Annotated in this window: 23 protein-coding genes, 1 pseudogene and 1 CRISPR repeat array; of the genes and pseudogenes, 8 read left to right on the forward strand and 16 right to left on the reverse strand. The window is 59.4% G+C overall.

The window, feature by feature from the left end:
- A CRISPR array of direct repeats spans positions 1 to 228; the repeat unit is 31 nt; unit sequence TGCTTCAATCCCACAAGGGTTCGTCTGAAAC.
- A 247-nt stretch (positions 229 to 475) separates the two neighbouring features.
- Positions 476 to 1060: a type IV pilin gene (locus E4P24_RS16240; RefSeq protein WP_115891881.1), complete on the reverse strand. Its 585-nt coding sequence runs from the start codon at positions 1058 to 1060 to the stop codon at positions 476 to 478.
- Positions 1061 to 1515: 455 nt separating this feature from the next.
- Between E4P24_RS16240 and E4P24_RS16245 the strand changes: the two genes are divergently transcribed.
- Positions 1516 to 2772, forward strand: coding sequence for a phage integrase SAM-like domain-containing protein (locus tag E4P24_RS16245; RefSeq protein WP_188148788.1), 1257 nt, complete (start codon positions 1516 to 1518; stop codon positions 2770 to 2772).
- A 54-nt stretch (positions 2773 to 2826) separates the two neighbouring features.
- On the opposite strand, the gene E4P24_RS16250 is transcribed toward E4P24_RS16245, so the two are convergent.
- From E4P24_RS16250 to E4P24_RS16290, 9 genes are all read right to left on the reverse strand, one after another.
- Positions 2827 to 3534: a hypothetical protein gene (locus tag E4P24_RS16250; protein ID WP_188148789.1), complete on the reverse strand. Its 708-nt coding sequence runs from the start codon at positions 3532 to 3534 to the stop codon at positions 2827 to 2829.
- Positions 3519 to 3806, reverse strand: coding sequence for a hypothetical protein (locus E4P24_RS16255; RefSeq protein ID WP_188148790.1), 288 nt, complete (start codon positions 3804 to 3806; stop codon positions 3519 to 3521). Before E4P24_RS16255 ends, E4P24_RS16250 begins: the two co-directional genes overlap by 16 nt.
- A gap of 85 nt (positions 3807 to 3891) precedes the next feature.
- Positions 3892 to 4440 (reverse strand): hypothetical protein, encoded by a 549-nt coding sequence (locus tag E4P24_RS16260; protein ID WP_188148791.1) that lies wholly within the window; start codon positions 4438 to 4440, stop codon positions 3892 to 3894.
- A 115-nt stretch (positions 4441 to 4555) separates the two neighbouring features.
- Positions 4556 to 6169, reverse strand: a complete 1614-nt coding sequence (locus E4P24_RS16265) for a hypothetical protein (protein WP_188148792.1) — start codon at positions 6167 to 6169, stop codon at positions 4556 to 4558.
- Positions 6170 to 6175: 6 nt separating this feature from the next.
- On the reverse strand, positions 6176 to 7141 hold the full coding sequence (locus tag E4P24_RS16270; protein WP_188148793.1) for a hypothetical protein: 966 nt from the start codon (positions 7139 to 7141) through the stop codon (positions 6176 to 6178).
- Positions 7138 to 7689, reverse strand: coding sequence for a hypothetical protein (locus E4P24_RS16275; protein WP_188148794.1), 552 nt, complete (start codon positions 7687 to 7689; stop codon positions 7138 to 7140). The genes E4P24_RS16270 and E4P24_RS16275 overlap by 4 nt, the downstream gene beginning before the upstream one ends.
- 210 nt (positions 7690 to 7899) lie before the next feature.
- Entirely contained in the window at positions 7900 to 9834 is a 1935-nt protein-coding gene (gene grpE, locus E4P24_RS16280) for a nucleotide exchange factor GrpE (protein WP_188148795.1), read from the reverse strand.
- Between the two features lie 330 nt (positions 9835 to 10164).
- The gene (locus E4P24_RS16285; protein WP_188148796.1) at positions 10165 to 11703 is read right to left on the reverse strand and encodes an Hsp70 family protein; all 1539 of its coding nucleotides are present in this window, start codon (positions 11701 to 11703) and stop codon (positions 10165 to 10167) included.
- Positions 11704 to 11781: 78 nt separating this feature from the next.
- A complete protein-coding gene (locus E4P24_RS16290) occupies positions 11782 to 13602 on the reverse strand; it encodes a hypothetical protein (RefSeq protein ID WP_188148797.1) in 1821 nt (606 codons plus the stop codon).
- 169 nt (positions 13603 to 13771) lie between these two features.
- On the opposite strand from E4P24_RS16290, the gene E4P24_RS16295 reads away from it, so the two are divergent.
- On the forward strand, positions 13772 to 14899 hold the full coding sequence (locus E4P24_RS16295; RefSeq protein WP_188148798.1) for a VWA domain-containing protein: 1128 nt from the start codon (positions 13772 to 13774) through the stop codon (positions 14897 to 14899).
- Positions 14900 to 14935: 36 nt separating this feature from the next.
- On the opposite strand, the gene E4P24_RS16300 is transcribed toward E4P24_RS16295, so the two are convergent.
- A complete protein-coding gene (locus tag E4P24_RS16300) occupies positions 14936 to 15472 on the reverse strand; it encodes a hypothetical protein (protein WP_188148799.1) in 537 nt (178 codons plus the stop codon).
- Between the two features lie 34 nt (positions 15473 to 15506).
- Positions 15507 to 16439 carry a PKD domain-containing protein gene (locus E4P24_RS16305; RefSeq protein WP_188148800.1) on the reverse strand — a complete coding sequence of 311 codons (933 nt, stop codon included), beginning with the start codon at positions 16437 to 16439 and terminating at the stop codon, positions 15507 to 15509.
- 130 nt (positions 16440 to 16569) lie between these two features.
- Here E4P24_RS16305 and E4P24_RS16310 point away from each other — a divergent pair, with 130 nt between their 5' ends.
- The 4 genes from E4P24_RS16310 to E4P24_RS16325 all read left to right on the forward strand — a co-directional run bounded on the left by E4P24_RS16310 (position 16570) and on the right by E4P24_RS16325 (position 20850).
- Entirely contained in the window at positions 16570 to 17133 is a 564-nt protein-coding gene (locus E4P24_RS16310; RefSeq protein WP_188148801.1) for a metallophosphoesterase, read from the forward strand.
- On the forward strand, positions 17126 to 17680 hold the full coding sequence (locus E4P24_RS16315; RefSeq protein ID WP_188148802.1) for a metallophosphoesterase: 555 nt from the start codon (positions 17126 to 17128) through the stop codon (positions 17678 to 17680). The genes E4P24_RS16310 and E4P24_RS16315 overlap by 8 nt, the downstream gene beginning before the upstream one ends.
- A gap of 66 nt (positions 17681 to 17746) precedes the next feature.
- Positions 17747 to 18571 carry an IS5 family transposase gene (locus E4P24_RS16320; protein ID WP_188148803.1) on the forward strand — a complete coding sequence of 275 codons (825 nt, stop codon included), beginning with the start codon at positions 17747 to 17749 and terminating at the stop codon, positions 18569 to 18571.
- A 1958-nt stretch (positions 18572 to 20529) separates the two neighbouring features.
- Positions 20530 to 20850, forward strand: coding sequence for a hypothetical protein (locus E4P24_RS16325; RefSeq protein WP_188148804.1), 321 nt, complete (start codon positions 20530 to 20532; stop codon positions 20848 to 20850).
- 13 nt (positions 20851 to 20863) lie between these two features.
- Here the strand turns inward: E4P24_RS16325 and E4P24_RS16330 are convergent, their stop codons facing one another.
- Positions 20864 to 21391 (reverse strand): DHHA1 domain-containing protein, encoded by a 528-nt coding sequence (locus tag E4P24_RS16330; protein ID WP_188148805.1) that lies wholly within the window; start codon positions 21389 to 21391, stop codon positions 20864 to 20866.
- A 94-nt stretch (positions 21392 to 21485) separates the two neighbouring features.
- On the opposite strand from E4P24_RS16330, the pseudogene E4P24_RS19450 reads away from it, so the two are divergent.
- Together E4P24_RS19450 and E4P24_RS16335 are read left to right on the forward strand one after the other, a co-directional pair.
- A pseudogene (locus E4P24_RS19450) lies at positions 21486 to 21845 on the forward strand (ArsR family transcriptional regulator); the annotation flags it as partial.
- Positions 21846 to 22058: 213 nt separating this feature from the next.
- Entirely contained in the window at positions 22059 to 23291 is a 1233-nt protein-coding gene (locus E4P24_RS16335) for a hypothetical protein (protein ID WP_188148806.1), read from the forward strand.
- A 68-nt stretch (positions 23292 to 23359) separates the two neighbouring features.
- Here the strand turns inward: E4P24_RS16335 and E4P24_RS19455 are convergent, their stop codons facing one another.
- The 3 genes from E4P24_RS19455 to E4P24_RS16350 are packed head-to-tail and all read right to left on the reverse strand — an operon-like array spanning position 23360 to position 25213.
- Positions 23360 to 23596, reverse strand: a complete 237-nt coding sequence (locus E4P24_RS19455) for a hypothetical protein (RefSeq protein ID WP_367996105.1) — start codon at positions 23594 to 23596, stop codon at positions 23360 to 23362.
- Between the two features lie 10 nt (positions 23597 to 23606).
- Positions 23607 to 23771, reverse strand: coding sequence for a hypothetical protein (locus tag E4P24_RS16345; RefSeq protein ID WP_188148808.1), 165 nt, complete (start codon positions 23769 to 23771; stop codon positions 23607 to 23609).
- Positions 23772 to 23809: 38 nt separating this feature from the next.
- On the reverse strand, positions 23810 to 25213 hold the full coding sequence (locus E4P24_RS16350; protein ID WP_188148809.1) for a sulfatase-like hydrolase/transferase: 1404 nt from the start codon (positions 25211 to 25213) through the stop codon (positions 23810 to 23812).
- Positions 25214 to 25672: the final 459 nt, after the last annotated feature.

A 25672-nucleotide genomic window follows, 5' to 3' on the forward strand; every position in this document is an offset into this window, starting at 1 on the left:
TGCTTCAATCCCACAAGGGTTCGTCTGAAACAACTCTCGTAAACGTTGCCGTCGGTCCCGTGGACCTCGCTTCAATCCCACAAGGGTTCGTCTGAAACGACGAGCGATTCTGCTCGGTCGTTGACCAACGAGTGCTTCAATCCCACAAGGGTTCGTCTGAAACAAGCAACCCGGCAAGCACGCGAGACGCCGGAGGATGCTTCAATCCCACAAGGGTTCGTCTGAAACTCTCCGTCTCCTATACGGACGACTCAAAACCAGATGGCTTCAATCGAGCAGGTCTGCGAGCTCCATCCCAAACACACTCAACGACCTGCTCGTTCCTCAAACTGGCTTAACTAGACAGTGCCGCTCTGTTGAAATCCTTAGAAAGTGACAGATTCTGATCCGGTTGCGGTCAGTACAGGAGGTTTACTGACCAATGTGTGAAACCACTAGTTCCATATCAAGACAGTTGTGTGCGATCCTTCACCAGTTAGGGTCTAAACACCTCTTCAAACAGTATCGCGTTTGACTCAGTATGAACAATCGTGATTTCGAGTTTATCCGCGTTTGGGCCTGTCCTATCGGGTTGGCTTCGGAAGTCGGCTTCACCGACATTTATTTCGAATTGAATCGTTTCACCGACATCCCAGACGTTGTCATCAGTCGGATAATCTTCTATAATCACTTGGTTCGGGTCCGCGGGACCGGCATCTCCGTACCCCTTACTAATCAACCCATTATCGTTTTGTAAGTTTTCTTCGTCAATATCACTACCATCTGCCGGTAGATTGATGAGCCGTTCCTTAGTATCCACGTCAGGACCGGACGCTCTAACGATTATCTCGATGTTTTCAACCCTTACGCTGTCGCCAGCAACGTGGGTCACCCGCACTTCTTGATCGTCCGCTCCCGGAATAAAATCGCCACTCGTTTGCGCAACTGTCGGAGCTGGTTCATTGAGATCTTCTGTAATGCTAAGAACGGCAGCAGAAACGGTTGCACTGAGAATAACGACAACTGCAACCATCAAAACAACTGCAATGACTGAAGAAACAGCACGACGCTGCTGAGTCATGAATTCAACTATATTCTATCAACATAAGTAAGTTCGCAGATAGCTTTTGAACATACATATCGTATCTCGCTTAATGATCGGAAATCCCTTTGAGTTGGCAGATTCCTCGACGGTCGGTGAGCAGGTGTACTAATCAGATAGTCCACTATAGGCCAAGCTGAAAGAAAGGCACACATCAAATCCATCCTCCGAGGTTGTGAACTTCACTCTCCCGACTTTGGTATAGCACTATACAGTTTATTGAGGTGGATTTGTTAACTCACACGGGTTGAGAGGGGTGAAATCAGCCGATTCGGGGTGAGGACAACAACATATGATTAGTTGAATAATCACGACCACTTTGAAGTACCCCGCCGCCGTCGGTGAAGCACGAATGCTGCAACCGCCTCACGACGGCGCATCCCCCAGGGTAGAGGCACCGAGACCGGGCCCGCAGGACGGTGGAGGGCCGGTGGATGCCTGATCGAGCGCTTTCGACGCCGCTCGACGACAGCTTCGAGCGCTACCTCCAGGACAAAGGGAAAGGCCGTGGTGGCGACGGCGGGAACTATCGACGCAACGCAGCCCGCGAACTCGATCGGTTCGCTGAGTGGGCCGCCGGCGACCGCGGCGCCGACGACTGGACCGGGATCGTCCCCGACGACGTCGACCGCGAGCCGACCTTCGACGATCTCGACGAACGCGTGTTCAGGGAGTACGCCCGACATCTCGGTGGAGATCGGGGGCTTAAGCAGAACACGGTACAAACCTATTACCGCTATATCTCTGCCTGGTGTGGGTGGTGTGTCAACGAAGGGTATCTCGAGGCGCATTATGCGCAGCGGGCCAGTGCGATGGCACCGCTGCCGGAGGACGACGGCCGCAAACCCGGTGACCAGCAGGCTTGGACGTCGGAACAGCGCCACGCCCTCACCCGCCACGTCGACGAACGGGCCCGCGACGCCGTCGAGGCGTACACGACCCTTCCAGAGGATACTGACCCCCTCGACAAGCAGCGAGCGCGCTACGCGGCGCTGAAAGCCGCTCGTGACCGAGCGCTGGTGTTCGTCCTCGCGTACACCGCCGTTCGGGTCGGAGAACTCCTCCGCGATCCGAACGACCCGCGCCGGCGCGGCGTCCGCTGGGAGGACCTCTCCCTCGACGACGGCAGTATGGACGTCTACCGGAAGAAACAGCAGTGGGACGCCGCCAGTCTCCCCGACCCGGTGATCTCACCGCTGCGGAGCTACCGCCAGCTGATGGATCCGCCGACGGAGCGCTGGCCGGTGTTTCCGACGTTCGACCAACGGACGCTCGCAGAGCTCGTCCGGGAAGAGCTAGCCGACCGAGGGGAACGCCCAGAAGCAATTGGTGAACGCCGTGAGGAGTATGCCCGAGACCTCCTGCTGGCGCTCGACGAGGATATTCGACCGCCGTCGATTACGACGGACGGAGCACGGTCGATTCTCCAACGGCTATCGGAGACCGCAGAGATCGATATCGACCATCCGAAACACGATTATCTTGCTCCGTACGGTGGTCGACGCGGGATGGGGGAAGTACTTGTCCGCGCGTTTGGGTACACGGTGGCGGCCCGGTATCTCGATAACTCCGAAGAGATGGTTCGTGAACGATACTCTCACATTGAGGCCGGAGAACTTGGAGATGTGGCGACGGAGGCACTCAACGAAGTTGACTCGATTTCTGTACATCGGCGCGATACGTTCCGGTGAGGCGGCCGGCGTCGATCCTCGGCCGCACTCTACCCGTGAGTCGCGCGCGACGTCTCATGGGAGCAGGTGACCGCGAAGGACCCAGACGCCCACCGCGATCCAGAAGCCGGACACGTGGACCGCGGCACCGGCGAGGGCGACGATGATGTCGAGGCTCGGGGTCGCGTAGCCGTACAGTTCCGCGCCGGTGACACACGCAGCGAATCCGAGGAGCGTCGGTATCCGGTAGTCGTTTCTGAGCGGTCGGACGCGCCACCAGACCCCGAGCGACGTCACGCCGACCGCGATGATAGTGTACGTCAGCCCGATCGACACCGCCTGTCCCGTGACGGAGCGTACCCCAGAGCGATAGGCGAAGAGTCCGACACCGGAGAGAACGACGGAGAACAGCGCAGCGAGATGCAGCACGCGCGTCCGTACTTGGCCGCCACCCGGCAGCGAGCGCTGTTGGAACGCGTGGACGACTCTCCGGTAGAAGTGTGCGGCCGCCGCGCCCTCCGTGGCATGGAAGAGTAGGTAGAGGTACGCGGCGTAGAGGTCGTACGACCCCCTGAGTACGGCGATTGAGGTGAACCAGTAACCCGCACTGAGGAGCGTCCCGCCGACCAACAACGCTCGCCTGCTCGTTACCTGTCGGAGCGCCCTCGCGACGCCACCGGCGAGGAGGACGCCGAGTCCGATCACCATCAATCGGACCGGGAACGCGCCGGGCTCGGGTGCCAGAAACCAGTCGAGTACGAGCCCGATCACGGTGAGTCCCACACGATTTCGCGGAAGAGGTTGAAGCAGACGGCCAGTGGGAGCAACGTGGCGAGGGCCGTCCCGAACAGCCGGGTCCAGCGGAGGTACGTGCCCGACCAGCCGTACCAGACCATAGCGCCGAGAGCGAGGACGACGAGCGTGCTGGCTCGCGCGCTCAGCCCGACGGACCGAGAGAGGCGGTCGCTGAACACGATCCCGACACCGACGAACAGACAGAAGATGCCGTATCGGAGAAGGGTGGCGCTGCTCCCGTCGAACAGCGCCTCAATCATGGTCGCGCGGTTTGGAACCGGCAGTGAGCGCGTTCGCCGTAGCGTCGTCGGCTTGCGCCGCTGTCGCGTGTCGGGAAGCGGACATCTATTCCTCGCGCCGGATCGACGTCGATCCGCTGTCGGTCGGTTCAGAGGTCGCGCCGCTATCGGTCGTTCCAGAAGTCACTCCGCTGTCGGTCGATCCGGTGGTCGAACGGTCGTTCGACGCCGCTTCCGTCGCCTCAATATTTTCGATGTCGCCCTCGATGGGGTTCTCGGCGGAACACCACGGGCAGACGACGGGGTTCGTGTTCCCGTCCCAACATGCGATGTTGTCGCAGTCCGCACAGACGAACAGGCCGGTGTTCGAACAGTGTGGACAACCCTCGTACTCCGGCGGAAACTCGAACTGGCCGGACACCTGTGCGGTGCCGGACGACCCGCCTCTTCCGTCGCCGCCCGTCGGTTTCGACGTGCTCGTGGCCGCCCACGCGTTGCCCCGCCGCTCGAATCGGATCGTAAACGGGCCTTCCGAGTACATACACCGCGCCGAGGCGCGGACGACGCCCGAGGAGGCGTCGCCCGCGTCAGTCTGGCCGGTCCCCTCGTCGCTGATCTCTTCGACGATGTCCGCGGCCGCGTCGATGAGTCCCATCGTGTAGCTCATCCGTACAATCGCATTTAGAAGTTACTCCGGCTTGGACGTCGGATCGGCGAGCGAGAGGCAGGTCAGCGGAGAGAATCCGAGGAAGACGAGGGATTTTGCGGCGTCACTCCCCGGAGCCCCTTCTGTCGCGGTAGGTCTCGCGATAGGCGCGCGAGCCGCGGATCTCGTCCAGTCGTCGGACGGTCTCCACGGAGATCCGCTCCGTTCGCTGCCGGAGCCGCTCGCGGAGTTCGTCGCTGACGGGTCCGTCGAGTCGTTCACACGCCTCCTCGAAGGCCACCTCGCTCAGTCGGCGCGTCACCGCGTCGATCTCCTCGTCATCGACGTGATTCACGTCGACGTTCCGGGCAACCCCGGCATCGGTACCCCGTTCGTCTCCACCGGTCACGAGCCCGCTCACCCGATCAATAAATCGGCCGCCCTCTGCTTCGCCCTCGTCGACGAGGCCGACGCTCGGGTCGACGGCGTCCGCGAGCGTCTCGGCGGCGCGCCGCTGAACGACGGCTTCGAACGTGGCGAGGGTCGTCCAGTAGTCGTCGACGAACGCCGTCCACAGGTCCCAGTAGAACCCGACCTTGGACTCGTCGAGGCCGGTTGCCCGCTTCGCGTCGAAGTGGTCGCGGAACGCCTCTGGTGGCATCCCGAACTCGTCTCTGTCTGTCGCCTGCTTGAACGTCGGACGGAGGTACTCGCTGTGTCTCTCGATCAACTCGTTCAGCTCCTCCTCGTAGGTCGGGAGGTCCTCCCAGGTTAGCGTCCCATCCGCCGCGGCCGCCCGAATGGCCTCGACGAGCTCCGAGACGTCGTACGGCTCCCCTGATTCGCCGCCGACGACGTCGAAGTGATAGGGGTCGCCCTCGTCGTCCACTCGCGAGACGAACCGAACGTTCGAGAGCGTTCCGTCGACCAGTCGCGCCATCCTGTCGACGCCGTCGATAGACACCGTGACCGGATCGGTCCCGCGGCGATACCGTTCCCAGAACTGCGCGACAAATTCGACGTCGTCGTCGGAGATCGCGTCGGTCCGCTCCGTGGGCGGCGCGTTCGGGTCCTCGTCCGGACTCCCCACGTCGCTAGTCTCGTCGGACTCGACGGAGCCCGCGGCCGCGTCGGCGGAGGGAGCGTCCGGGGTGCCGTCGTTCCCGCGCCCGCGTTCCTCCGCCGCACGGTTCGGGACCGCGTCGTCGGGGCCTCCCTCGCCGGCGCGGTCGGTTGCGTTGGCGTCCGGATCCGACTCGCCGAGGCGGTCACGGTCCGACCTGGACGTCTCCGTTCGGCTCGTTTCGGACTCCGCGTGCGGATCCACTCCCGAACCGCCGGCGGTGGCTCCCGGGCCGTCGCCGTCGACCCGGACCGATACGGTGACGGTCGGTTCGACCGACTGCTGTTTCTCCGTGATCCGCTGGCTCCGTTCGAACAACTCGTTCGCCAGATCGTTGACCGAGACGTCGCGGAGGTTATCGAGCGGCGTCGCGTACAGGTCGAAGAAGCACTCCCCCGACCTGACCGAGTTCCACTCGACGAGCCGCCCGAAGACGAACGTGCGGTCGTCGATCGCGTCGAAGAAGTACCCCTCCTTGCGATACAGCGCCATGTCCGCGCCATCGACGAGGTCGACGATCGCCTGTTCCGCGGCGTCGCTTCGCCCAAGTTTCGTCCCCGCGTGATGCCCCTGAAAGTCGTACAGTCCGTGGCGGAACTCGATGTCCTGGTACATAATTCGTTACGTGGTGTTCTTGAGCCAGCGACCGACGTTCTCAAACCCCTTGAGGACGACTTTCCCCTGTGAGTGTTCGATCTCGTCTTTGTTCCCCTCGGGAACGGAGACGCCGAACAGGTCCATGCTCTTGTCTCGCGCCTCGCTGACGAGTTCGAGGACGTCGTCGCCTTTGTTCCCCGGGACCTGTTTGTCGATCTCCCGGACCAGGTCATCGTCGAAGTACCGCGTGTTGATGCTCCCGCGTCCGAGGAGACTGATCGTGTAGTCGTCGGGGTCGTAATCCAGCATATCCGTCGCGGTGAACAGCAGCAGCCCCGTCTTGTCGTCGTCGTCAGCCAGCCGCAACAGCCCGGCGTCGATGATGCCGTCGATGTCGTCGCGGAACATCTTCTTGTAGAGGTTATAGAGGAATATGACCCGGTCGCTCCGGAGGTAGTGGTAGAGGTACGCCCACTCCCACTCCTCGGTGTTTATCGCCTTCGTGTCGTCGTTTATCCGCTCTCTGATGGCCCCGCGCTGCGGAGTGATACCGGTCGATTGGTACTTCTCTTGGACCTCGTCCTCGTCGTAGTTCCCGTTTCGGAGCCGCTGTACCGCGGCCTCCTGTGCCTCTCCGGGGATGTCCATCGCCGCAACGGTGATCGTCTTCGCCATCGACTGGGCGGCGTTGAGGTTGAACTCGACGATGTAGGTGTCGCGGCGGTCGGTCTGTGCGGGGTACCGGTAGGAACCCCGCATGCGTTCGACGATCTCGTCTTCGAACTCCGCCTCGTCGCCGTAGGTCACGCTGTAGTTCCCGACGAGGTCGTCTGTCGAGACCACGTTGCTGATCACGTCGCGCCAGGAGTTCGATCCGACGGCGCTTGACCGCTGCGACTGTTTGATCTTGATCGCCATGGCACCGAGGAGGGTCGACTTCCCACCGCGCTGGCCCGCCATCAACATCACCTCGTCGGGGTTCTCGCTCACAGTCCCCACCCCTGCGAACCCGCGGTACCAGACGTCGCCTTCCGGTACTCCGTCCGGAGGGCGTTCAGGAGAAGTCCGACCATGGCCGTCGTAAACACGGGCGGTAATATGAATAGGAGGTCGCCGGTCTCCAGGTACGCTCGGCCCATTATCCAGACCGTGTAGGCGTACATCTCGACGATGAGGAAGGCGACGGCTCCGAGGAAGTGGGTGCTCTGTCCCGTGAAGAATCGGAAGTAGGCGACGCTCCCGAACAGGACGGTCGCGCCGATCATCCCGTTGAGGAGGACCCGAACCGGCGAGACCATCACGGTGATAGAGACGGCGAGAAAGAAGAATATCGCCGTCGCGCGTCCCTGTGGTGTGTCAGCCTGGAGAAAGAGGACGGGCATTGTCCCGATGAGCACGTGCGCGATGGAGTAGTGTAACTCGATGAGATCGGCGGAGAAGGTCGTGGGAAGCATACCGCGGTACAGCGTCGTACTCGCGCCGATGAGGACGCCGAAGACGACGATGAGCCCCACGTTGATCAACTCGTCTTTGTTCATACAGTTCCGTTGTAACCTCTGAACATAATTGCTTTGCCACGTCTCTCGGTCGGCGACTTCGAAAGACACACTCTCAACAATAAAAATACGAAACATCGCGGTCGACCACGTGCTCGCAACCCGGTAGTTAAAATAGACGTTCCCCGGAGACCGTCGGTGTCCCGACCTGTCGGACGGATCAGGTGTCAGCACCCCGCCACGACGGCGCCGTCAGCGGTCTTCGTCGCGCGCTCTCGAATCGGGAGTATCCTCTTCGGTCGGAGCCTCGTCCGCGGGGGTCCGTTCGGCCGACGACTCACCGCGTGGACGTCCCTCGGTCGATCTCGATTCGGCCGTGGTATCCGGCGGGTCGTCGGTAGCCGCTTCGGCGTCGCCGGTGGTCGATTCGGCATCGTCGGTAGCCTCCCTCTCCTGCTCGGCGGTACCCGTATCGGATTCGTCGGCGGTCGCTTCGGGGTCCTCCGCTGACTGCTCGTTAGTCGTCTCCGGCTCGCCCTTGCTGATGATGACGTCGGCCGTCTGTTCGACGAAGTCGCCGATGCGGTATCCGGGCTTACGGACCTCCAACACCGTATCGTCGGGCTGTTCTGAGGGACGCGTGTCCCAGACGGTGTGTTCCTCGAGGTCTTTCTCGTCGCCGGGCTCTGGCGTTATCGGCTCAACGCCGAGTCGTCGCATGCCGGAAGTGAACTCCTTGAGGAGGTTCTCGACGTCGGACGGGTCGAGGGTGGCGTCCGCCTGGGCCGTGTGCCAGAGGTTGTACCGGACGCTCATGATCCGCCCCAGAATCGATCGCGGCGAGAGGTCGTTGATCGGGTCGCCGTAGGTTTCGGCGCGGGTCGCGAGCGCCGCGTCGTCCGCGACGGACGTATCGAAGTCCGACAGGTCCGCCTTGAGGCGCGTGAGCCGCGGCGCCGTTTCCGTCGGCGGATCGAGCGAGAGTGTCGCGTCGCCGTCCGTCGGGAACGACGGAGTGACCTCAATGCCGCCCGCCTCCTCGGAGCGGACCGTTACGGCCAGCGTGACGCGCCCCTCGCCGGCCTGACGCGGGGGGATCCCGGCGATCTCGTAGGAACTCTCCGCCGCGACCTCGCCGGAGCCGCGGTGTCTGCTCGCCACGGTCACTCTGCCTCGCGTCTGATCGTCCCGCGTCGTCTTCAGGGTCACCTCCCGGGAACTGCCGACGGGGACGGAGCCCGGCACGACGGTTTCGAAGGTCGTCCCCTCCTCGGTCGGAACGAGCAAGCCGATATCCCTATCGAGGGTGTCCGACCGAACCGGCGACTCGCCGGCCTCCCGGAGTTGATTCGCTAGCAGCGCCGCTCCCCGCACCGAGACCGTCTCGCGCCCGCCGAGCCGAGGCTCGCTCAGCGGTCGGTCGAGGAAACCCGAGACCGCGTTCGATATCGGCACCGGATCGACGCCCAGTCCGGCGACTACCACCTTATCGACGTCCGACCGTCCGACATCGGTCGCGTCGAAGAGTTCCCTGAGGCGACCGATGACCGCCTTCTCGACCGGTTCGATCGCTTCGTACGCGTCGGACATGTCCACGTCGACGTCGACTCCGAGGGTTCGGCCGTCGTCGCTCGTGAGCCCGGGCACCTCGTCGGCCGCGATCGACCCGTCGGTGTCGTTCGTGACGGATTCGAGCGCGTCGCCGGCCGCCTCGCGGAGGTGTTCGATCGAGCGCTCGTCGTAGGTCACCCGTCGGTTCTCCGCGCTGGCGGTCCGCTCGATGGCCCACTCCGCGAGCGCCTCGTCCATGGCGTCGCGGCCGATTCCCGGCTCACTGACCCGCGAGACCACGCGGTAGGTCGCCTCATCGGGATCGATTCGGACCAGCGCCGCGTCGAACCAGTGGGAGCCGATGTCGACGACGACGAGGAGCTGCGGCTCCGAGACGGCCGGGAACTCCGCGGCGGCGACGGCGACCGGGGCCCTGACGACGGCCCCGACGTCGATCCCGGTCGCCTCGAGCGCTCGTGACACGGTCTCGCGGTCCTCGCGGTCGTAGACCCCCGGGACCGAGACCACGGCGTTGGGCGGCAGTCCCTCGTCGGTGGGTTCGGCGCCCAGCGCCTCCAGCGAAGTCGGCGCGCTCTCTCGCCACCCGTCGACCAGGTCAGCGAACAGCGATTCCACCTCGAGTTCGAGCCGGGCGGTGTCGCCCGAGAGGTACTCCGGTCGTCCGTCTCCGTACTGCGGGAGGACGGGGATTCGCCGGTTCGGCTCTGGCTCGAAGCCGGGCGGGCGGGCGCGGACGCCGTCCTCGGTCGTGTGTAGCTCCGGGGGCGAGCGCGGCTCGCCGGTCGGTCCCGCGAGCAGCTCCGCTTCCCGCCCGTCGCTGAGCGCGCCGGCGATACCCGTCGCTCGAAAGTCGATCCCGAGTCCGATGGGAGTGGAGTTCGTGTCTGTCATGGAAACCGGTTGCGTGCGGGAAACGGCCCCCGCGCGGTCGGTGGAGTCTGACCGTCAGTCTCTCGTGACCGTGTCGGCATGCTTCTCTTCGCTCCGCTCGATTTGGTCTTCGATCTCCGCCTCGGTGAGGCCGATCTCCAGCGTCGTCTCGGCCGTCCGCCCGGTGTCGAGGTTCGTCGCCTCGGCGTGGAGTTTCCCCTCCTCGTCGACGGTGAACGTCACTTCGAACTCGGGGTCAGAGCCCTCGTCGAGGTTCTTGAGTTCGAACTCGCCGAGCTTGTCGTTCTCCTCGGCGAGCGCCTTCCCGCCCTCCAGGATCTCGATGGTGATCTTCGGCGACTGCTTGTCGACCTTGCGGAACCCGCGTTTCGACTCGGAGGCCTCGACCGAGGTCTGCTCGGAGAGGATCATCTCGAACGTCTCCTTGTCGCTGTCGGGATCGACCGTTTTCAGTCCGATGTCCCGCGGGAGGACGATCTTGCCGCTGGTGTTGCCGTCGCCGCCTTCTTCTCCCCCGTCACCGCCGCCCTGGGGCTCGAGTTCCGTCTGGAGGGCGGCACCCTCAGCGACGACGTAGTCTTGGTCGACTCCCTTCGACGGTTCCATGTCGAAGTAGTCCTCAACGCGCTCCTGAACCTTGGGGATCCGGGTCGATCCCCCGACCAGCAGCAGTTCGTCCACGTCGTCTTTGGTGGCGTCGACCTTCTCGTGGTCGAACAGGGCGTCGACGTAGTCGAACGTCTCGTCGACGAGGTGTTCGGTCATCCCGTCGAACTCGTCCCGGGTGAGGTCGACGTTGAACGAGTCTCCTGGGCCGACCATGATTGAGACGGAACCGGAGTCCGTCTGTGAGAGGTCGTGTTTCAGCTTGGTCAATTTCTCGTAGATGTCCGCCTTCAGCGCGCTGTTGTCCTCCGGATCGGGGTGTCCGGCGTCGATCATCTCGCCCCGCACGTGGTCGTACAGTTCGTCGTCGAAGTCCTCGCCACCGAGCCGCTGACCGCCCTTGACGCCCTCGACCTCGAACCCGCCGTCGGGCGTCACGTTCATCAGCGTCGCGTCGAACGTCCCGCCGCCCATGTCGTAGACGAAGACGGTTCCGGCGTCCGTATCACCGATCCCGTAGCGGAGACACGCGCTGGTCGGCTCGTTGAGTAACTCGACGTTCTCCTCATCGAACCCGGCGATCTTGGCCGCGTTGACGGTCGCGTTCCGTTCCTTCGGTCCGAAGTACGCCGGGACGGTGACGACAATGTCCTCGACCGACTCGCCCGTCGCCTCCTCGGCGTCCTCGACGAGCTTCTTGAGAATCTCCGCCGATATCGCCTCGGGCCCCCACTCCTCGCCGTCGATGCCGACGGTCCAGTCCTCGTCGCCCATGTGTCGCTTGACGCGCTGGACCGTCCGGTCCGGCGCCGACATCCGGTTGTTTTTCGCGGTGGTGCCGACGATGACGCCGCCGTCGTCCGGGAACTGAACGACGGACGGCGTCTTGCGGTCACCGCGCTCGTTCTCGAGGATCTCGGGATCGCCGTTCTCGTCGAGTCTGGCGACAACGCTGTTCGTCGTGCCGAGGTCTACGCCGATTTGCATGAGTCGGTCTGATATATTTTCTAACCCACAATAATATTTAGGTGAAAATTTCGCTGTCTGATAGCGACTGAAACCCCGTTACGGCGTCACCCGGATTGTCTCGCTGTCGTAGCGGTCGAACTGGTCGTTGTCGGGTCGCGCGTACACCTCGATGAACTGGGGGCTGTCGACGTCGAACTCGAAGGTGACCTCGCCGTGTCGGTCCGTCTCCTTGCGCTGGTCGCGCTCGTCTTTGGCGTAGACGGTCGTGTCGGCGAGCCCATTCCCGAGCTCGTCGACGACGCGGAACGTGACGGGGTCGCCCGAGGAGACCGACCGCGGGGCGTTGACGCTCTCCAGGAACAGCTCCTTCGTCCGCTGTTTGACCTCCACGTGCTCCGTGTGGCTCTCGTAGCTCGCCCGTTCGTCCGGTGGCTTCGACGCCGTGAGTCGCTTCCGGCCCTGCGCGTTGAACGTCACCGTCGCTTCGCCGTCGCCGTCCGTCTCGTCCGAGGTTCCGTCCTCGGCCTCGACGATGGCGCCCTCGACGGGGCCACCGCCGACCGAGACCACCGTCGCGACGACGTCGTCGCCCGCCTCGATGTCGCGGCCGTCCGCGGTCGAGTCGTACTCCGAGATGCGGAGCTGCTCCGTCGTTCGCTCGACGTCGACGGAACACGATCCCTGTCCGTATATCGTCTGCTCGGTGTCCGGCTTCGAGGCGACGACGGTCGTCTTCCCGAAGGAGTCGAACGTCAGCCGCGCGACGCCGTCACCGTCTGTCTCCGCGACGGTGCCGTCGAACGACCGGACGGTCGCGTACTGGACGCCGCCCCCGTCCGCGGTGACCTCGAAGCGGACGGACTCGCCGACGACGGGCGAATCGAGCGGCCGTAGCTCCAGGTCGCTCGTCCGCTTCGTCACCTCGACCTCGGTGCGGGCGTCGGTGAAGGTGAGCCCGCCGGTGTCTCCCTTCGAGGCCGTGACGGTCCGCGTTCCGGGTGTGACGTCATCGAACGACAGCGTCGCCTCACCGGAGCCATCTGTCGTGCCGCCGGCCGAGCCGACCGAGACGTTCACTCCCCGGACCGGCGACCCGTCCTCGTCAACGACTTTGAACGTCCCGCGCGCGTCGACGGAGAGCCGCGTCGGCGACTGGTCGAACCGCAGGTCGACCTGCCGCTGTTTGACCGAGACGGTCGCCTCGGCGTTCGAGAACTCCGTCGACGACGACGGTGGCTTCGACGCCTCGACGGTGAGCTGCCCGACGCGGTCGGCCGTCAGCGTCGCCTCGCCGCTGCCGTCGGTCGACGTCGAGGAACCGGCGTCGGTCGTGACCGTCACGTCCCGCTGCGGATTGCCGTTCGAGTCGACGACCCGGACCGCGAACTCCTCGCCGACCTCGACCGCGTCGGGGCAGGCGTCGAACGAGAGCGAGTCGCGCTGCCGCTGGACCTCGACCTCGACCTCGCCGTCCTTGTACTCGTGGTCAGGCTCCGGGTGCTGGTTCTTGCTCGCGACGATCGTGAAGGTGTCCGCGTCGTTGAAGCGGACGGTCTCGGTGCCGTCGTCGTCGGTCTTCGCGACCCGGCGGTTGTCGCGCTTGCGCTGTAGTCCCACGCCGGAAACGCCGTCGTCCGTGTGATCGGTGACCCTGATCGTCACCTCCCCGCCGACAGATATCGTGTCCGGCGTCGCGGAGACGAGGAGTGGAACGACCGTCGTGTCGCCCACCTCGACGGGGCTGGGGCGCTGTTGGATCTCCTCGAACGCCTCGTTGATCGCCGTCCGGGCGTCGTGGTCGCCGTCGTACTTGTCCAGCAGGCTCCGGGCGCGCTGCTCGACCTCGTCCTCGGTCGCGCCGCGCGAGAGCCCCAGCACGTCGTACGGGTCGTTGGCGTTCAGGTCCTCCCCGGCCATCGATATGACTGTTCGGCGAGAGGTGGAATACCTTTTCGGTCGGATCAACTCGCTGCGGCGATCCGCTGGACTCCGCCTCGGATGCGTCGCCAGTTCTCTCGGAGGAAGGGGGTTGATCGCAGTTCACGTCGGGGAAACAACTATTGAAATCGACACAGATGGACCCGATATGGGTCACCGACTGTCCTACACCCTTTCTCGCGAGGAGCTCCCAAGAGACGGCGGTGAGACCGCCTGCCAGCTTCAGATCCACCCGGACGACACGGGGCGCGGCGAGCTGCCCCTCCACGTCGTCTTCTGCGTCGATTCGAGCTACTCCATGCGCGGGGGAGACATCGAGGCCGCCAAGCAGGGCGTCGAGTCGGCGGTGGAACACCTCTCGTCGGACGACCAGTTCGGCGTCGTCGAGTTCGACGACGACGCCTCCATCGTCGCGAATCCGGTGGCGGGCAACCGGTACGGCCGCGTGCGATCGTCCGTCGAGGGTATCGAGGCCGACGGCAACACGAACATCATGGACGGCCTCGAAAAGTCGCGGCAGCTCCTCGATAAGATGCGCGGGGGCGGCGGGTTCCTCTCCAGCGGCTCGACCGACGCGGTCGAGTGGATCCTGCTCATCAGCGACGGCCAGCCGAACCGGACCAACGAGTCGGCGTTCAAGCGCGCGCTCGACGGGCTCACGACGACGAAGGCCGAGAAACACGGTGCCGCGGCCGGAGACCTGAGCGATCAGGGCATCACGGTTCACACCGCCGGCGTCGGCAGCGGCTACGACCCGGCCGTCAACGAGGCGATCAGCGACGCCTCCGGCGGGACGATGGAGCACAAGAACTCTGGACGCGGGATCGGGGACTTCTTCGAGGGACAGATCCGCGACGCCCGGAGCGTCGTCGCGACGAACCCGACGCTCACGCTCCGACCGGCCAACGGCGCGTCCGTCGACAACGTGATGCAGGAGCTTCCGACGAAGATCAAGGACCCGAACGTCGAGCGGCGGGGCGGGGAGCTCGTCGTCGACGTCCCCGACCTGAACGTCGACGACCCGCCGCAGTTCAGCTTCGACATCGACGTGCCTTCGGAGGCGAACCCGGTCGCCCACGCCGAGCTCGACGTCGACGGCGACACCGCAACCGCCGCCATCGAGGTCGGATTCGCCTCTGCCGCGCTCGTCAAGGACGAGGTCAACGAGGACGTCCTGGAGAACCGGGACGCCATCACCCGCTACGAGGACCGCAAGGACTCCATGTCGGCCGAACAGCGCGCACAGGAGAAGTCGTCCGGGATCACGCGAGAGTAGTTTGGCGTCCGTCCGAGGACGCTCCGAGAGAAGTCCTCACAGGGCCGCGAGTTCCGTTCTGACGCCGCTGAGAGATGCGAAATACCCCACGGCCAGCACGACGAACGGGACCACGAGCACGGGGTTGCCCGACGCGTAGACGGAGACGCCGACGAAGATGACGCCGAAGACGAACAGCACCGTCGCGATCAGCGCCGCGAGGTGAAACAGCGCGCGCCGGGCGGAGACGTTGACACGGCCCGCAAACACGCCGCCGCCGCCCGCGACGACGGCGGCGACGGTGAACGGGAGCACCGATCCGAGAGCGAACCTCGTGGCGACGACGCCGACGACACTCGCGACGCTCCACGTGAGCAGGAATGCGACGACGAGTCGCCCCTGTGCCGTTTCGCTGTAGACGGCTAACGCGGCGAGCAGTCCGACGAAAGCGAAGAAGAGCAGCACTTGGAGCTGGATGTACGACCCGGAGAGCGGAACCGTCGGTAGCTCTTGGAACAGCAGGACTAGGAGTCCCCCGGCGAACACGCCCGTCGCTGCCGCGACCGCGAGGTTGCTGAGTTCGCTTACGTGCATTTACACGAACGTCGGTACATCGGTAGAAAAACGTTCACCACAGCTGATCGATCCACCGGCGCACCCGTCCCCGGTACGGAACGGCGCCGAGGTACAGCGCCGCGGCCAGCGCGACGTGGACGAGCCCAGTGGGAACCAATGCTGATTTCGGCATCGGATCAATACGGTCGCTAAAAAGGTCGTTATCTGTATCGTAATCATATGGATCGGTTCCGGCGTCGCGTTCATACGCAGTCGTGATTCCGTCGCCGTCCGGATCATGGAAAACGAGTAACTCCTGCGTCGTCTCTCGAGTTACACCTCCACTATCTTCTACACGGAGTGTGATCTCATGATGGCCGTCATTCGAATACGAGACGGTGATCTGGTTTCCCGATTGCTCGAAGTCACCATCGCCGTCGACATCCCAACTATACGAGACGATATCGCATTGCGATTCTACTGAATCGACAGTTAGCTGGGTTTCTTCACTCCGATTTGGACGGGGATTGGAGATTGTGAAGGATGCATCGAGCGATGAACTGTCTTCCCCTGCCGATTCAACCTCAAATGTTGTTGTTGATCCAGAAGAAATCAGTCGATCTTCGAAGAAGCCCGGTCTGACTGCCCTCACTGTGATTGCCACGGGTCCATCTGGATTATTGAGATCTGACGCCGACAATTCAAGCCTCTCGTTTAATTCCCAGCCGCTTACTGACTCGAATTGGTGAATCTGGTTTTGACTCTCGGCACCAGTCTCAGCGAAAACCAAGACGTTCGTATCCCCATCCGCAGGCTGTTCAATTCCAAGCACGACAGACATATCCACTACCACGGAACGGGATGCTCCGTCACAATCTCGATCAACCTGATCACTGATAGTTACTTCATTATCCGCTGGTAATGGGTTTCCCCCACAGCCAGCAAGTACAATCATAAAGGACACGATGGCAAGTACCTGCCAACGATTCGAGACTGCAGAACTCATTCAGGGTGATTCAGTACTAATTAGTCGGATATCAAGAAACTTGTCCCCTACATAAGTAGTATTCAGATACACTGATGATGGAACAGTATTGGACAAATACTACGAGTGAAAACTTGACAACCGAGATATAATGGACTACCTCATCTCCGATCTTCACCTTGACCACGACAACATCATCAATTACTGTGACCGACCGTTCAACTCAGTCGAGGAGATGAACGAGACGCTGGTCGAACACTGGAATTCCATTATCGACTCAAATGACGAAGTGCTGTACGGTGGCGATTTGACTATTCGTACGTCAGCTGCGGCTCTGCTGGACTGGCTCAACGAACTCAACGGCGAGATTGTCTTTCTGCTGGGCAACCACGATGGCACTGTACTAGAAGAACTGGACCGGGTCCAGTTCGTTGAAGAGTTTCGGTTTGAGCACCGCGGAGTTCCGTTCTATGCCATCCACGACCCAGCAGACGGCCCCTCGAACTGGAATGGGTGGCTGCTTCACGGCCACCACCACAACAACTGGCCGGACCAATTCCCTTTCGTCGACCACGATAGCCGACGTGTCAATTTCTCGGTCGAGCTACTCGACTACCGCCCGTTAGCGACCGACAGGTTGGTCGACTATCTGGCCTGCGGCGAACGATTCCCGGATCGAACCACCGCTGAGAACGCCCTGCAGGCAGATGACTGAATCTAAACCCATCTGTCGTGTCGAGGGCCCTACCGTTGACTTACTGGTCATCTCCGATCTACACCTCCGGGCGACAGGAGCGCAATATCCGGTTGTAGACCTCCCGGTCGAAACACACGACCTCGTGCTGTCTCTGGGTGACGTGGTCGACGAGAACCGCGAGCATGCCAAGTCCGTGTCGGCCGGCGAAGCCTACGAAAAACGGGGCCGGGCATTCCTCGAGCGTCTCGATGAGCAGGGAGTTCCAGTACTCGCGGTACCCGGGAACCACGACCCCGTCGACTGCACCCAGCGGCTGAGTGAGGGGCTCACGAATGTCCACTCACTTCACGGCATTACTCGAAACGTGGTCGTCGGGACAGAATGGTCGCTCACCATCGCCGGATGGGGCTGCGAGCAGTTCGACTTCACACCAGCCCTGCTGTCTCCTGACTACCCAGACATCCCAGTCGAAGACGAGGCACGGACGCCAGATGCCGTCGCAAGCACTCTTCTCCGTGCGGCGGGGGAATACTTCGCCGGCGACCTGTCCGAAAGGCTCTGGTGAATCACTAGACGGCGGTGGGTTCGTTCGTTAATTCAAAGGAGTTGAAGCGGAAGACTGTCGATGCCTATGTCGAAAATCTCCCGCTTCACGAGCAAAGCGGTCACGTTGGCTAAAAATGTTGTTGGTGACCGAGGCGAAGTCGCCGCCCCCGAAGGGGGTGGCGGCTTCGCCGACTACGCCCTTGTATCGCTGCACTGTCTGCGGATTTACCTCGGTGAGTCGTACCGCAACGCACTCGATCTGCTGAGCGAAATGCCGCATATTCTCGCCGAGATCGGCCTCGAAGAGGGCGATCTCCCAGATCACTCGACGCTCGTTAAGGCATTTGATAGGTTTCAGATGAAGGTCTGGCGAGTGCTGCTGCGCCTGTCGGCGCAACTGCACGACCTCTCGGGTCACGCCGCCATTGATGCCACGTTTTTCGACCGCGAAAACGCTAGCAAGCACTACTGCCGCCGCACGAATTACCGCGTTCAGACACTCAAAGCGACGGCTCTCGTCGATACTCAAACCCAAGCTGTTCTCGACGTTCATTGTACGACCGAGAAAACTCACGACACACAACTCGGCTGGCAGGTCGCCTCCCGCAACGCAGGCGACCTGCACAGCCTCGCCGCCGACAAAGGCTACGACTGGATGCAGTTACGCGAAAAACTACGCGAAGAAGGCGTGAGACCGCTGATTAAACATCGCATCTTCCGACCCATCGACCACGCGCATAACGCGCGGGTCGATGGGCCTCGATACCGTCAAATATCGATGTGTGAGACCGTCTTCTCGTCGATCAAGCGCACGCACGGCGACGCCGTGCGAGCGCGAACGTGGTTCCGTGAATTCCGTGAACTCGTCTTGAAATGTGTCGTTCATAACATCAAGCGTGCCGCAACATAGCCAAATCAACCGCAGTATGGCGATTCACCAGAGCCCAATGAACAGGAATAAATACAGGACACCAGTTAAGATGACCGCCCCTGCTGCAGTCGGACGCGCGTAAGGCTCCTTCTGTAGACGCGAGAACATAAGTCCACCTTGGACTACCCACGCAATGGCGATGAGGATGAACAAGCCAGAGACGAGTGCGGGCTGTTCGTAGAACAGTTGCGCCGCATAGAAAATGACCTGAATCGAGGCATACACATCGAAGAACCCCCCGAGACCCGGAACCCAACGCAATGATGTACTTCCTCCTAGTGACGATATCGCCTGTAGCATTGAGATGATGACGGGGACCCCTGCAAGAGCCCATCCCACTCGAGGCTTACTATGATGAATACGAGTCACATAGAATCGGATACACTAGTGTATTATTAAATTTGTGTGACAAACGACTATCTGAGAATCCTTCAACAGAGGCCTGGAGAAGCACTGCTGAAGTTACTGAATCCACTCGGTCACACACTATCAAACAGAGCGTGTACATGTCCATAGAGCAGATGATTGCTCAGAGTGACCGTCTCTTACCACAACCATCATCTGTCTCAAATAATGCAGACGAGTCGAGTGATTTCAACAGACATGGTTGTATTGTTTGAGATCTATAATAAATTCAACTAATACCGGATGATAGATTGTAGTCATCACCTGATTATCTTGAGGTGATATGCCCACCCCCCAAATGGAAGAAGAAATTGCAACAGTACTGGCTACGATGGCGAATGATAGTTTTTCCGGTGTTATGCCGACGAGCGATTGTTGCACAAGTAGGACTGAGATATTGTTGATTGCTCTGAGGATATCTTGGGCATTCACATACAACTTGACTAAATCCGTCAGGTACGATCCAGAGATTATGGCAAGGAGCGCGACAATGGAGTGGGAGGTTCCAGGACGTCTTGGCATCATGCTCAATTAGTATTAGGTTGACAAAAATCTGTCCTGGTAAACAGTTTGATCAAACTGCAGTGTCTTTGTTTGACCTGTGAAAAAATATGTCAACCCCCACGTGAACATGCATTCTCGACTGTAGTCGCCGGAACCGCCTCAAGTCTGTCTTGCTTCTGGAGTCAGTAAACAGCTTTCTCGAGCCACAAGTTCTGGTGTCGGAGGTGGTTGACAGTTTTGTTTGTAGAGAGTTACGGGACTAAAGAACACTAAATCAGGCTGATAGTACTAATTGCAGTCGGAACTACCTCTGTGACGGCTCATCTATTCACCAAGGCTAGCGTAAACGTTCGAGAGAGACTACGGTTGATGATAGCATCCGGATGAAGATATTGTCGGGGAATCGAGATTTGAATTGGTCGAATCGTATAAAATGATGTGAACATTGATCATCTCAATTTTTAGAACGTGCTTAGTGCGTGTAATATATACCAACGGTATTCAGTTACAACATGCATGTTAAAAATTCAATAGCATAGACACATAACAAAAATAGCGCTGTAAGTGACAACCAGGTAGAGCGATGCTACAGGGGGGTCTATCGACCACAACGGTAAGTCATCGTCAGAACCGAACAACAGCAGACGCCCCTCGAAGGTGACTCTGGTATCCTCCAAGAATACGATGTCGCCGTTGTATTCGGTCGAGGCCTGCTCACGAAGCGAGTGCCGAAAGGCAGCAACGACGTAGCGAAGCACACGGCCCGGATAGGAGGGGGCGTCACCGACCCCGCCGCGGTCGACAGGTTCGATGTCGGTTGAGCGTGTTCGACGGTGACGCCATCCCGCGATTATCGGGTCGACAGCAGGGTCTGAAGCCTCTCAAGGCTCGCGCTGTGAGACGGTCCGTGACTACTTCGTACTCTACGACGTCAAGGTAACGCTGTGGCAGAACGCCTGGTCGGGGAACACTCACGAGTCGTGGTTCCTGTACTCAAGCTTACCTTGTCACACACCCTATACGATCGGATGAACACTATTGCGCGACTCGTTCCCGAACTCGATCCATTCCAGCGTAACACGGCAGACATCCTTGAGTTCGTCGTTCACGAGCAGTTCGACCAAGCTATCGAACAGTGTGAGCAGCTCACGGCCGTCTGTCTCGTGATGAGCCAGTATTGCACCGGGGACCGCAGAGAACAGTGGCTGGTCCACGCTTCGGAGTTCCAGGCTGTCGGAGCGTTCCTCACGGAACTCGTCGCGTCCGGCGAATCGATCCATCCGGATCCTCTGATCAAAACGCTCCTTGATTCCGAACCGTTTCAGCGCACCCTATTTCCGGGTGAGTAACTACGAAGGCGAGTCAATCGCCCAGCGTGGCGAACTTCACACCCAGTTCATCTTCGACCACGCGCCGGATGCACGCCGTGACGTCCGTCTGTGAGGGGTCGGCGTTCAATCGAGCGCCTGCTGCTCCGTCGTGACCACCGCCACCGCCGCCGTACGCCTCGCCGAGGGTGGGGAGCAACTCGGAACCGAGACTGAGTCGAGCGGCGAACGCATCGGAGCAGCGTCCGACAACACGGACGTGGTCTCCCTGATCTGACCAGACCAGCGCGCAGTCGACGCCTGCGCCGCGGAGCGCGTGTGCAGCAGCGGTCTCGAAGCTACCGACGTGCGTGACCCCGACGGCTACGTCCCGGGCCTGATAGAACCGGGCACGTGCGGTGGCCTTGAGTTGGGCCGCCCGTTCGCCCGGTTGTGGCTTCGGGTCGAACAGTTCTGCAATATCTGCCTCTCTCCCCCCGATGTGGGGCAGGAGTTCACAGACGTCGCGGATTTGTGCAGGTCCAGCAGCCTGCAGGAAGCCCGTGTCGTCGAGGACACCCACGACGAGCGGGTAGGCGACAGCCGGTGTGAGTGTCCACTCGGACTGTTGAACGAGTTCGTAGACGAGTTCCGCTGTCGACTTCGCCGTCTCGTCGATGCTACTCCCCGGGATCGCCCACGGCTACGTGCAGCACCTCGAAACCGCTGGGTTAGTGAAGAAGACCCATGAGCAGTGACCGTGCGAATACGACGCCGAATCGATCACACTCGCCTTCTCGACGGGCGGCGAAACCCAAACAATCACACCGGCACTTATCCCTGCTGTTGCCTGCCGTGATCAGGATGGAGACACTGACGTCTACATCCAGCGACATGGTCTCGGCGGGCTTGCTATCGCTCTTGAGTACGCCTACGAGTACGTCGAAGCACGGTTAACCATCGGAGCGCCCCGGGAACTTGGCCTTTCACCGTTTGAAGCCGAGATTATTCTCAATGTGATGCAACCGGAGGCCACGAGTACGACGACACAGCTGTATGATAACGGTCTTTCCCGTCGACGGTCCACGCTGTGTTTCTACCGCCGTTTCTTTCCAGTACTGTTGATTCGTAGTCCTTCGACCGACGACGCACGCACCAAACTCAACCAACTCTATTCTGGTTTAGGATGTGGTTACTAACACTCCACGCCATCGTCAATGGTTTATAATAAGTACTATATTACAAAGACGATGCAGGTACTTGTCTGCGCGGAGGGATTTGGGTTCGGTCCTGTCTCAAAGGCAACCTCTGTGACGAAAGAGTTGCTGAACTTGATCCCTGACAGTGAGGCCTATTTTTTAGGGCGGAATATAGCTCATAAATTCGCATCGATCAACCAGGACCTCTATACCGAGGTGTACGATTACGACGAACACGCCGTTACGGAGCTCCTCACAGAGTTGGATATCGATGTCTTGCTCAGCGGGATGGAGCCACAGACGGTTCTAGAAGCCACCTCTCACTCCGACCCACCGCTCGTCGGGTTCATCGATAGTTTATTCTGGTTTTGGGATGTCTCTACCGACGATTCATTCGAGGAGACCCTTGCGACAGTCGACAGCGATTCAATCGACCCAGAATCGTTCGACCATCAGGAGTTGGAGCTGCTCGCACACGCTGTCGCGGATAGATCCTACGTGCAAGGGTTCCCCTCCGAGCGCTCCGACTCTCTCCGCAAGGAGTTATTCGAACCGCTCCAGGTCGTTGGACCGATCGTTGACGATCGGCACGAAGGCGACGGGCCACCCAGACTCATCGTTTCGCTGTGTGGGCAACTCAACCCGGCTGTGTCCGTAGACGACGCCGTGTTGTACGCTGAGATAGTGCTCGAACAGTTCCGGGACACACTCGAAACGTTTGCTGACCGTGGCATCCAACCGCTTGTCCTCGGGAACGAGGAGGTCCTTGACCGAGTCGAAACTCAGTACGAAACCACCTTTCTCGAACACGACCAGTATTTGAAAGTGCTTGATTCGGCGGCACTCTTACTGTGTCCGGCATCGCTTACGTCAACCTACGAAGCCGTGGTTTACGACATCCCCGTCGTGTTCCTCCCTGAACAGAACGACAGTCACTGGCATAACTACCGAGGACTGAACGACGGGATCAACGGTAGATCGTTCGACGGTGCGATACTCGGGGAACAACTGCCACAAGTGCGCAATCTTGACGAGCAGGACATCAGTACGATATATGACGTTCTCCAAACGTACAGAGCAGGAGATACGGACATCACCCCGGTCGTCGACGACGTATTCACCCGGACCGACCGATGTCTTCGAGACCTCCTCGACGGGTCGAAACGGCAGGAACTGGCTGCTCAACAGCAAAGTGCCATCGAAACACAACTCTCATCGAAGAACGGTGCCCGTGAAGTCGCAGAGGACCTGATCCATTGTCTCAATCGACCAGTTATTGATTGATCGCGTCAAACGATCGCTTGTCAAGCAGAACATCACATCTCTGCCCGTTGAGACGCTCGGCGAGTGACTCATTGGTTCTTTGTGGTCAGACCCTCTGAAGTGGCGAGATGCTCGCCAAGTTGCCGCACCTGTTGTTTGTAGAAATTCGCGATCGCGTGACAGTCGGCTGATCCGTCGCCGTGTTTGACTGTGTAGACGATGACGACCTCGCTTCTGTTTCTGGTTCCCACGACGATCCCGCCGTACCGGTCCGCTTTCAGAGTCAACAGAAGGGCCCGTATTCGCGCCTGGAGGGCTCCGAATATACCACGTAGTTCACTGTCGCCTTTCGACTGTGAAGCTACCTATGTTTGGATTGGCGTCAAGGAATGAATCGACGAGGGGGTTGATCTTGATGACGTCGAACTCTATGTTCTTGTCGACGCTTCCTGAACTCAGCAAGATACGTCCGTAGATTCTTTCAGCACCGAGCGCATCCACTACGAGAGTACAGAAGAATAGCTATTAAAATGGAACAGTTAATTGAGATAGCCTAGATCCTGTAACTCTCGTTCTGTTTCTTCGGAGAGCTCCGTTTCATCAGGTGTTTCTGAAAAGGGCTGCCCATACGTACTCATCCACTTTTCAAGATGGTCACAATAGTCTGAATATATTTCAGGAACGCTTTCAGAAATGTCCTCATTCTCATATGGAAGTTTGTAGAACCTATCTCGTTCGGGCCAGTCGACCAGTTTATACTCCGATCCTGTTACTGAAGTCATCTTTGCCTGCGGATCAAACCATACTTTTGATTTAGGATGGTTATCTCTTAGCTCTTCGTAGCTGTCTGGATTGTATAACTGACTGATTGCATATTCCCGATCCTGACGTCTCAGATCGTACCCCTGGAATTGTGAAACATCGGCATTGACTGTTGATAATATCGTCTGCATTATATCTATATGTTGCACAATGGATTCCGAACACTCTCCGATCTCCGGAAGCCCAGAAACGATAAGTGGAACATGAATCGCAGCATCATGTAATGCGTACCGGTGACCTATCAAGCCCTGCTCACCTAAATGAACACCATGGTCAGAAGTAATTACGACGATCGCATCTTCCGATTCCTGTTTTATAAAATCGAACAACTCAGAAATGTTCCTATCCATATGTTTTATAATCGAATCATACATCGATAAAATCAGATTTATCTCTGAATTTGGTTGATAGGAGTCCTCGTCCCACAGATCGTACATGATCTCATAATAGTTTTCGTACTGCTTTGTCGCGGCTTCATATGCCTCAGCAGGTGTATCTGTGAATTCGTTTTCTAGAGACTTCGGTGGATAAAACGGATCATGAGTGTCAAAATAATGTATATATGAAAAAACGGGCTTGTTATTTCCAAACGCTTCTTTCAGCTCTCTTTTTGCAATCTCAGTTCTAAAGTAGGCCATATGCTCACTGTGGTCCGATATATCGAGTGATACTCCTGGACCTTGCGTACGCAACTTTGTTAAATATTTGAGTAGGATCTGGGGATTCTTGTACAAATTCTCCTTATTCGGCTGTACGAATTTGTCGAACCTCTCGTCTATTCCGATTCCTGGTCCAGCCCACCCATTCGAAACGCCGAGTGTATAATACCCTTCATCTCCGAGTAGATCGGGTACGGTCAACATTTCTGAGGGTACCTGCCCAGGAGAACCACTCCCCATTCCGAGCCCGTGACAAGATGGATAGAGACCCGTTAGCATAGAAGGGACTGAGGCGAACGTTTTGATGTGGGTAGAGTAGCATCTGGGAAAGTTGACTACATCCGAATTAGAGACGATAGACTCTAAATTGGGTGTAGTTTCCCGACTGTAGTCATTGATAGATGTATGATCCTCTCGAACCATATCCATCGTAATCCAAATTATATCCGGATGATTTCCCATGGATGGGACGTGGTGTTCGGAGTATTTAAAATCGGGTAGCACCTGGTTGCTATAATCTCTGACTTTGATGTCTGTCGTCTCTAACCCGACAAAGAAACCGTCAATAAAAGTTACTTATCTGATAATACTGTTGGTTATGTGTTACTATCTCATCACTACACTGCAGGTCAGAAAGCGGATTCAGTTTCGGGTACTAACCGTTAACACCCTCCGAAGGCTAGTTCTTCAGGAGCTTTATTATCCGAGCATGGAACAGTTGTAGTCGAACACGCTAGTGCGGCTTCAGCCGTGAAAGGCTATATTCACAGTATGCAACGCTTCCCGACTGATTCTAGCAATTCAGAACTGAAGCGACACTAGATCGAGTATACGTTCAAGTGATAAGAATGAACGAGACCATGCTTTCTCACTGCTGAGTTTTCGCTTCTTTAGATACGCTTGGATACTGTCTCGGCAACT

The organism is Haloferax sp. AS1, assembly GCF_014530665.1.
In the GTDB taxonomy this organism is placed as follows: Archaea; Halobacteriota; Halobacteria; order Halobacteriales; family Haloferacaceae; genus Haloferax; species Haloferax volcanii.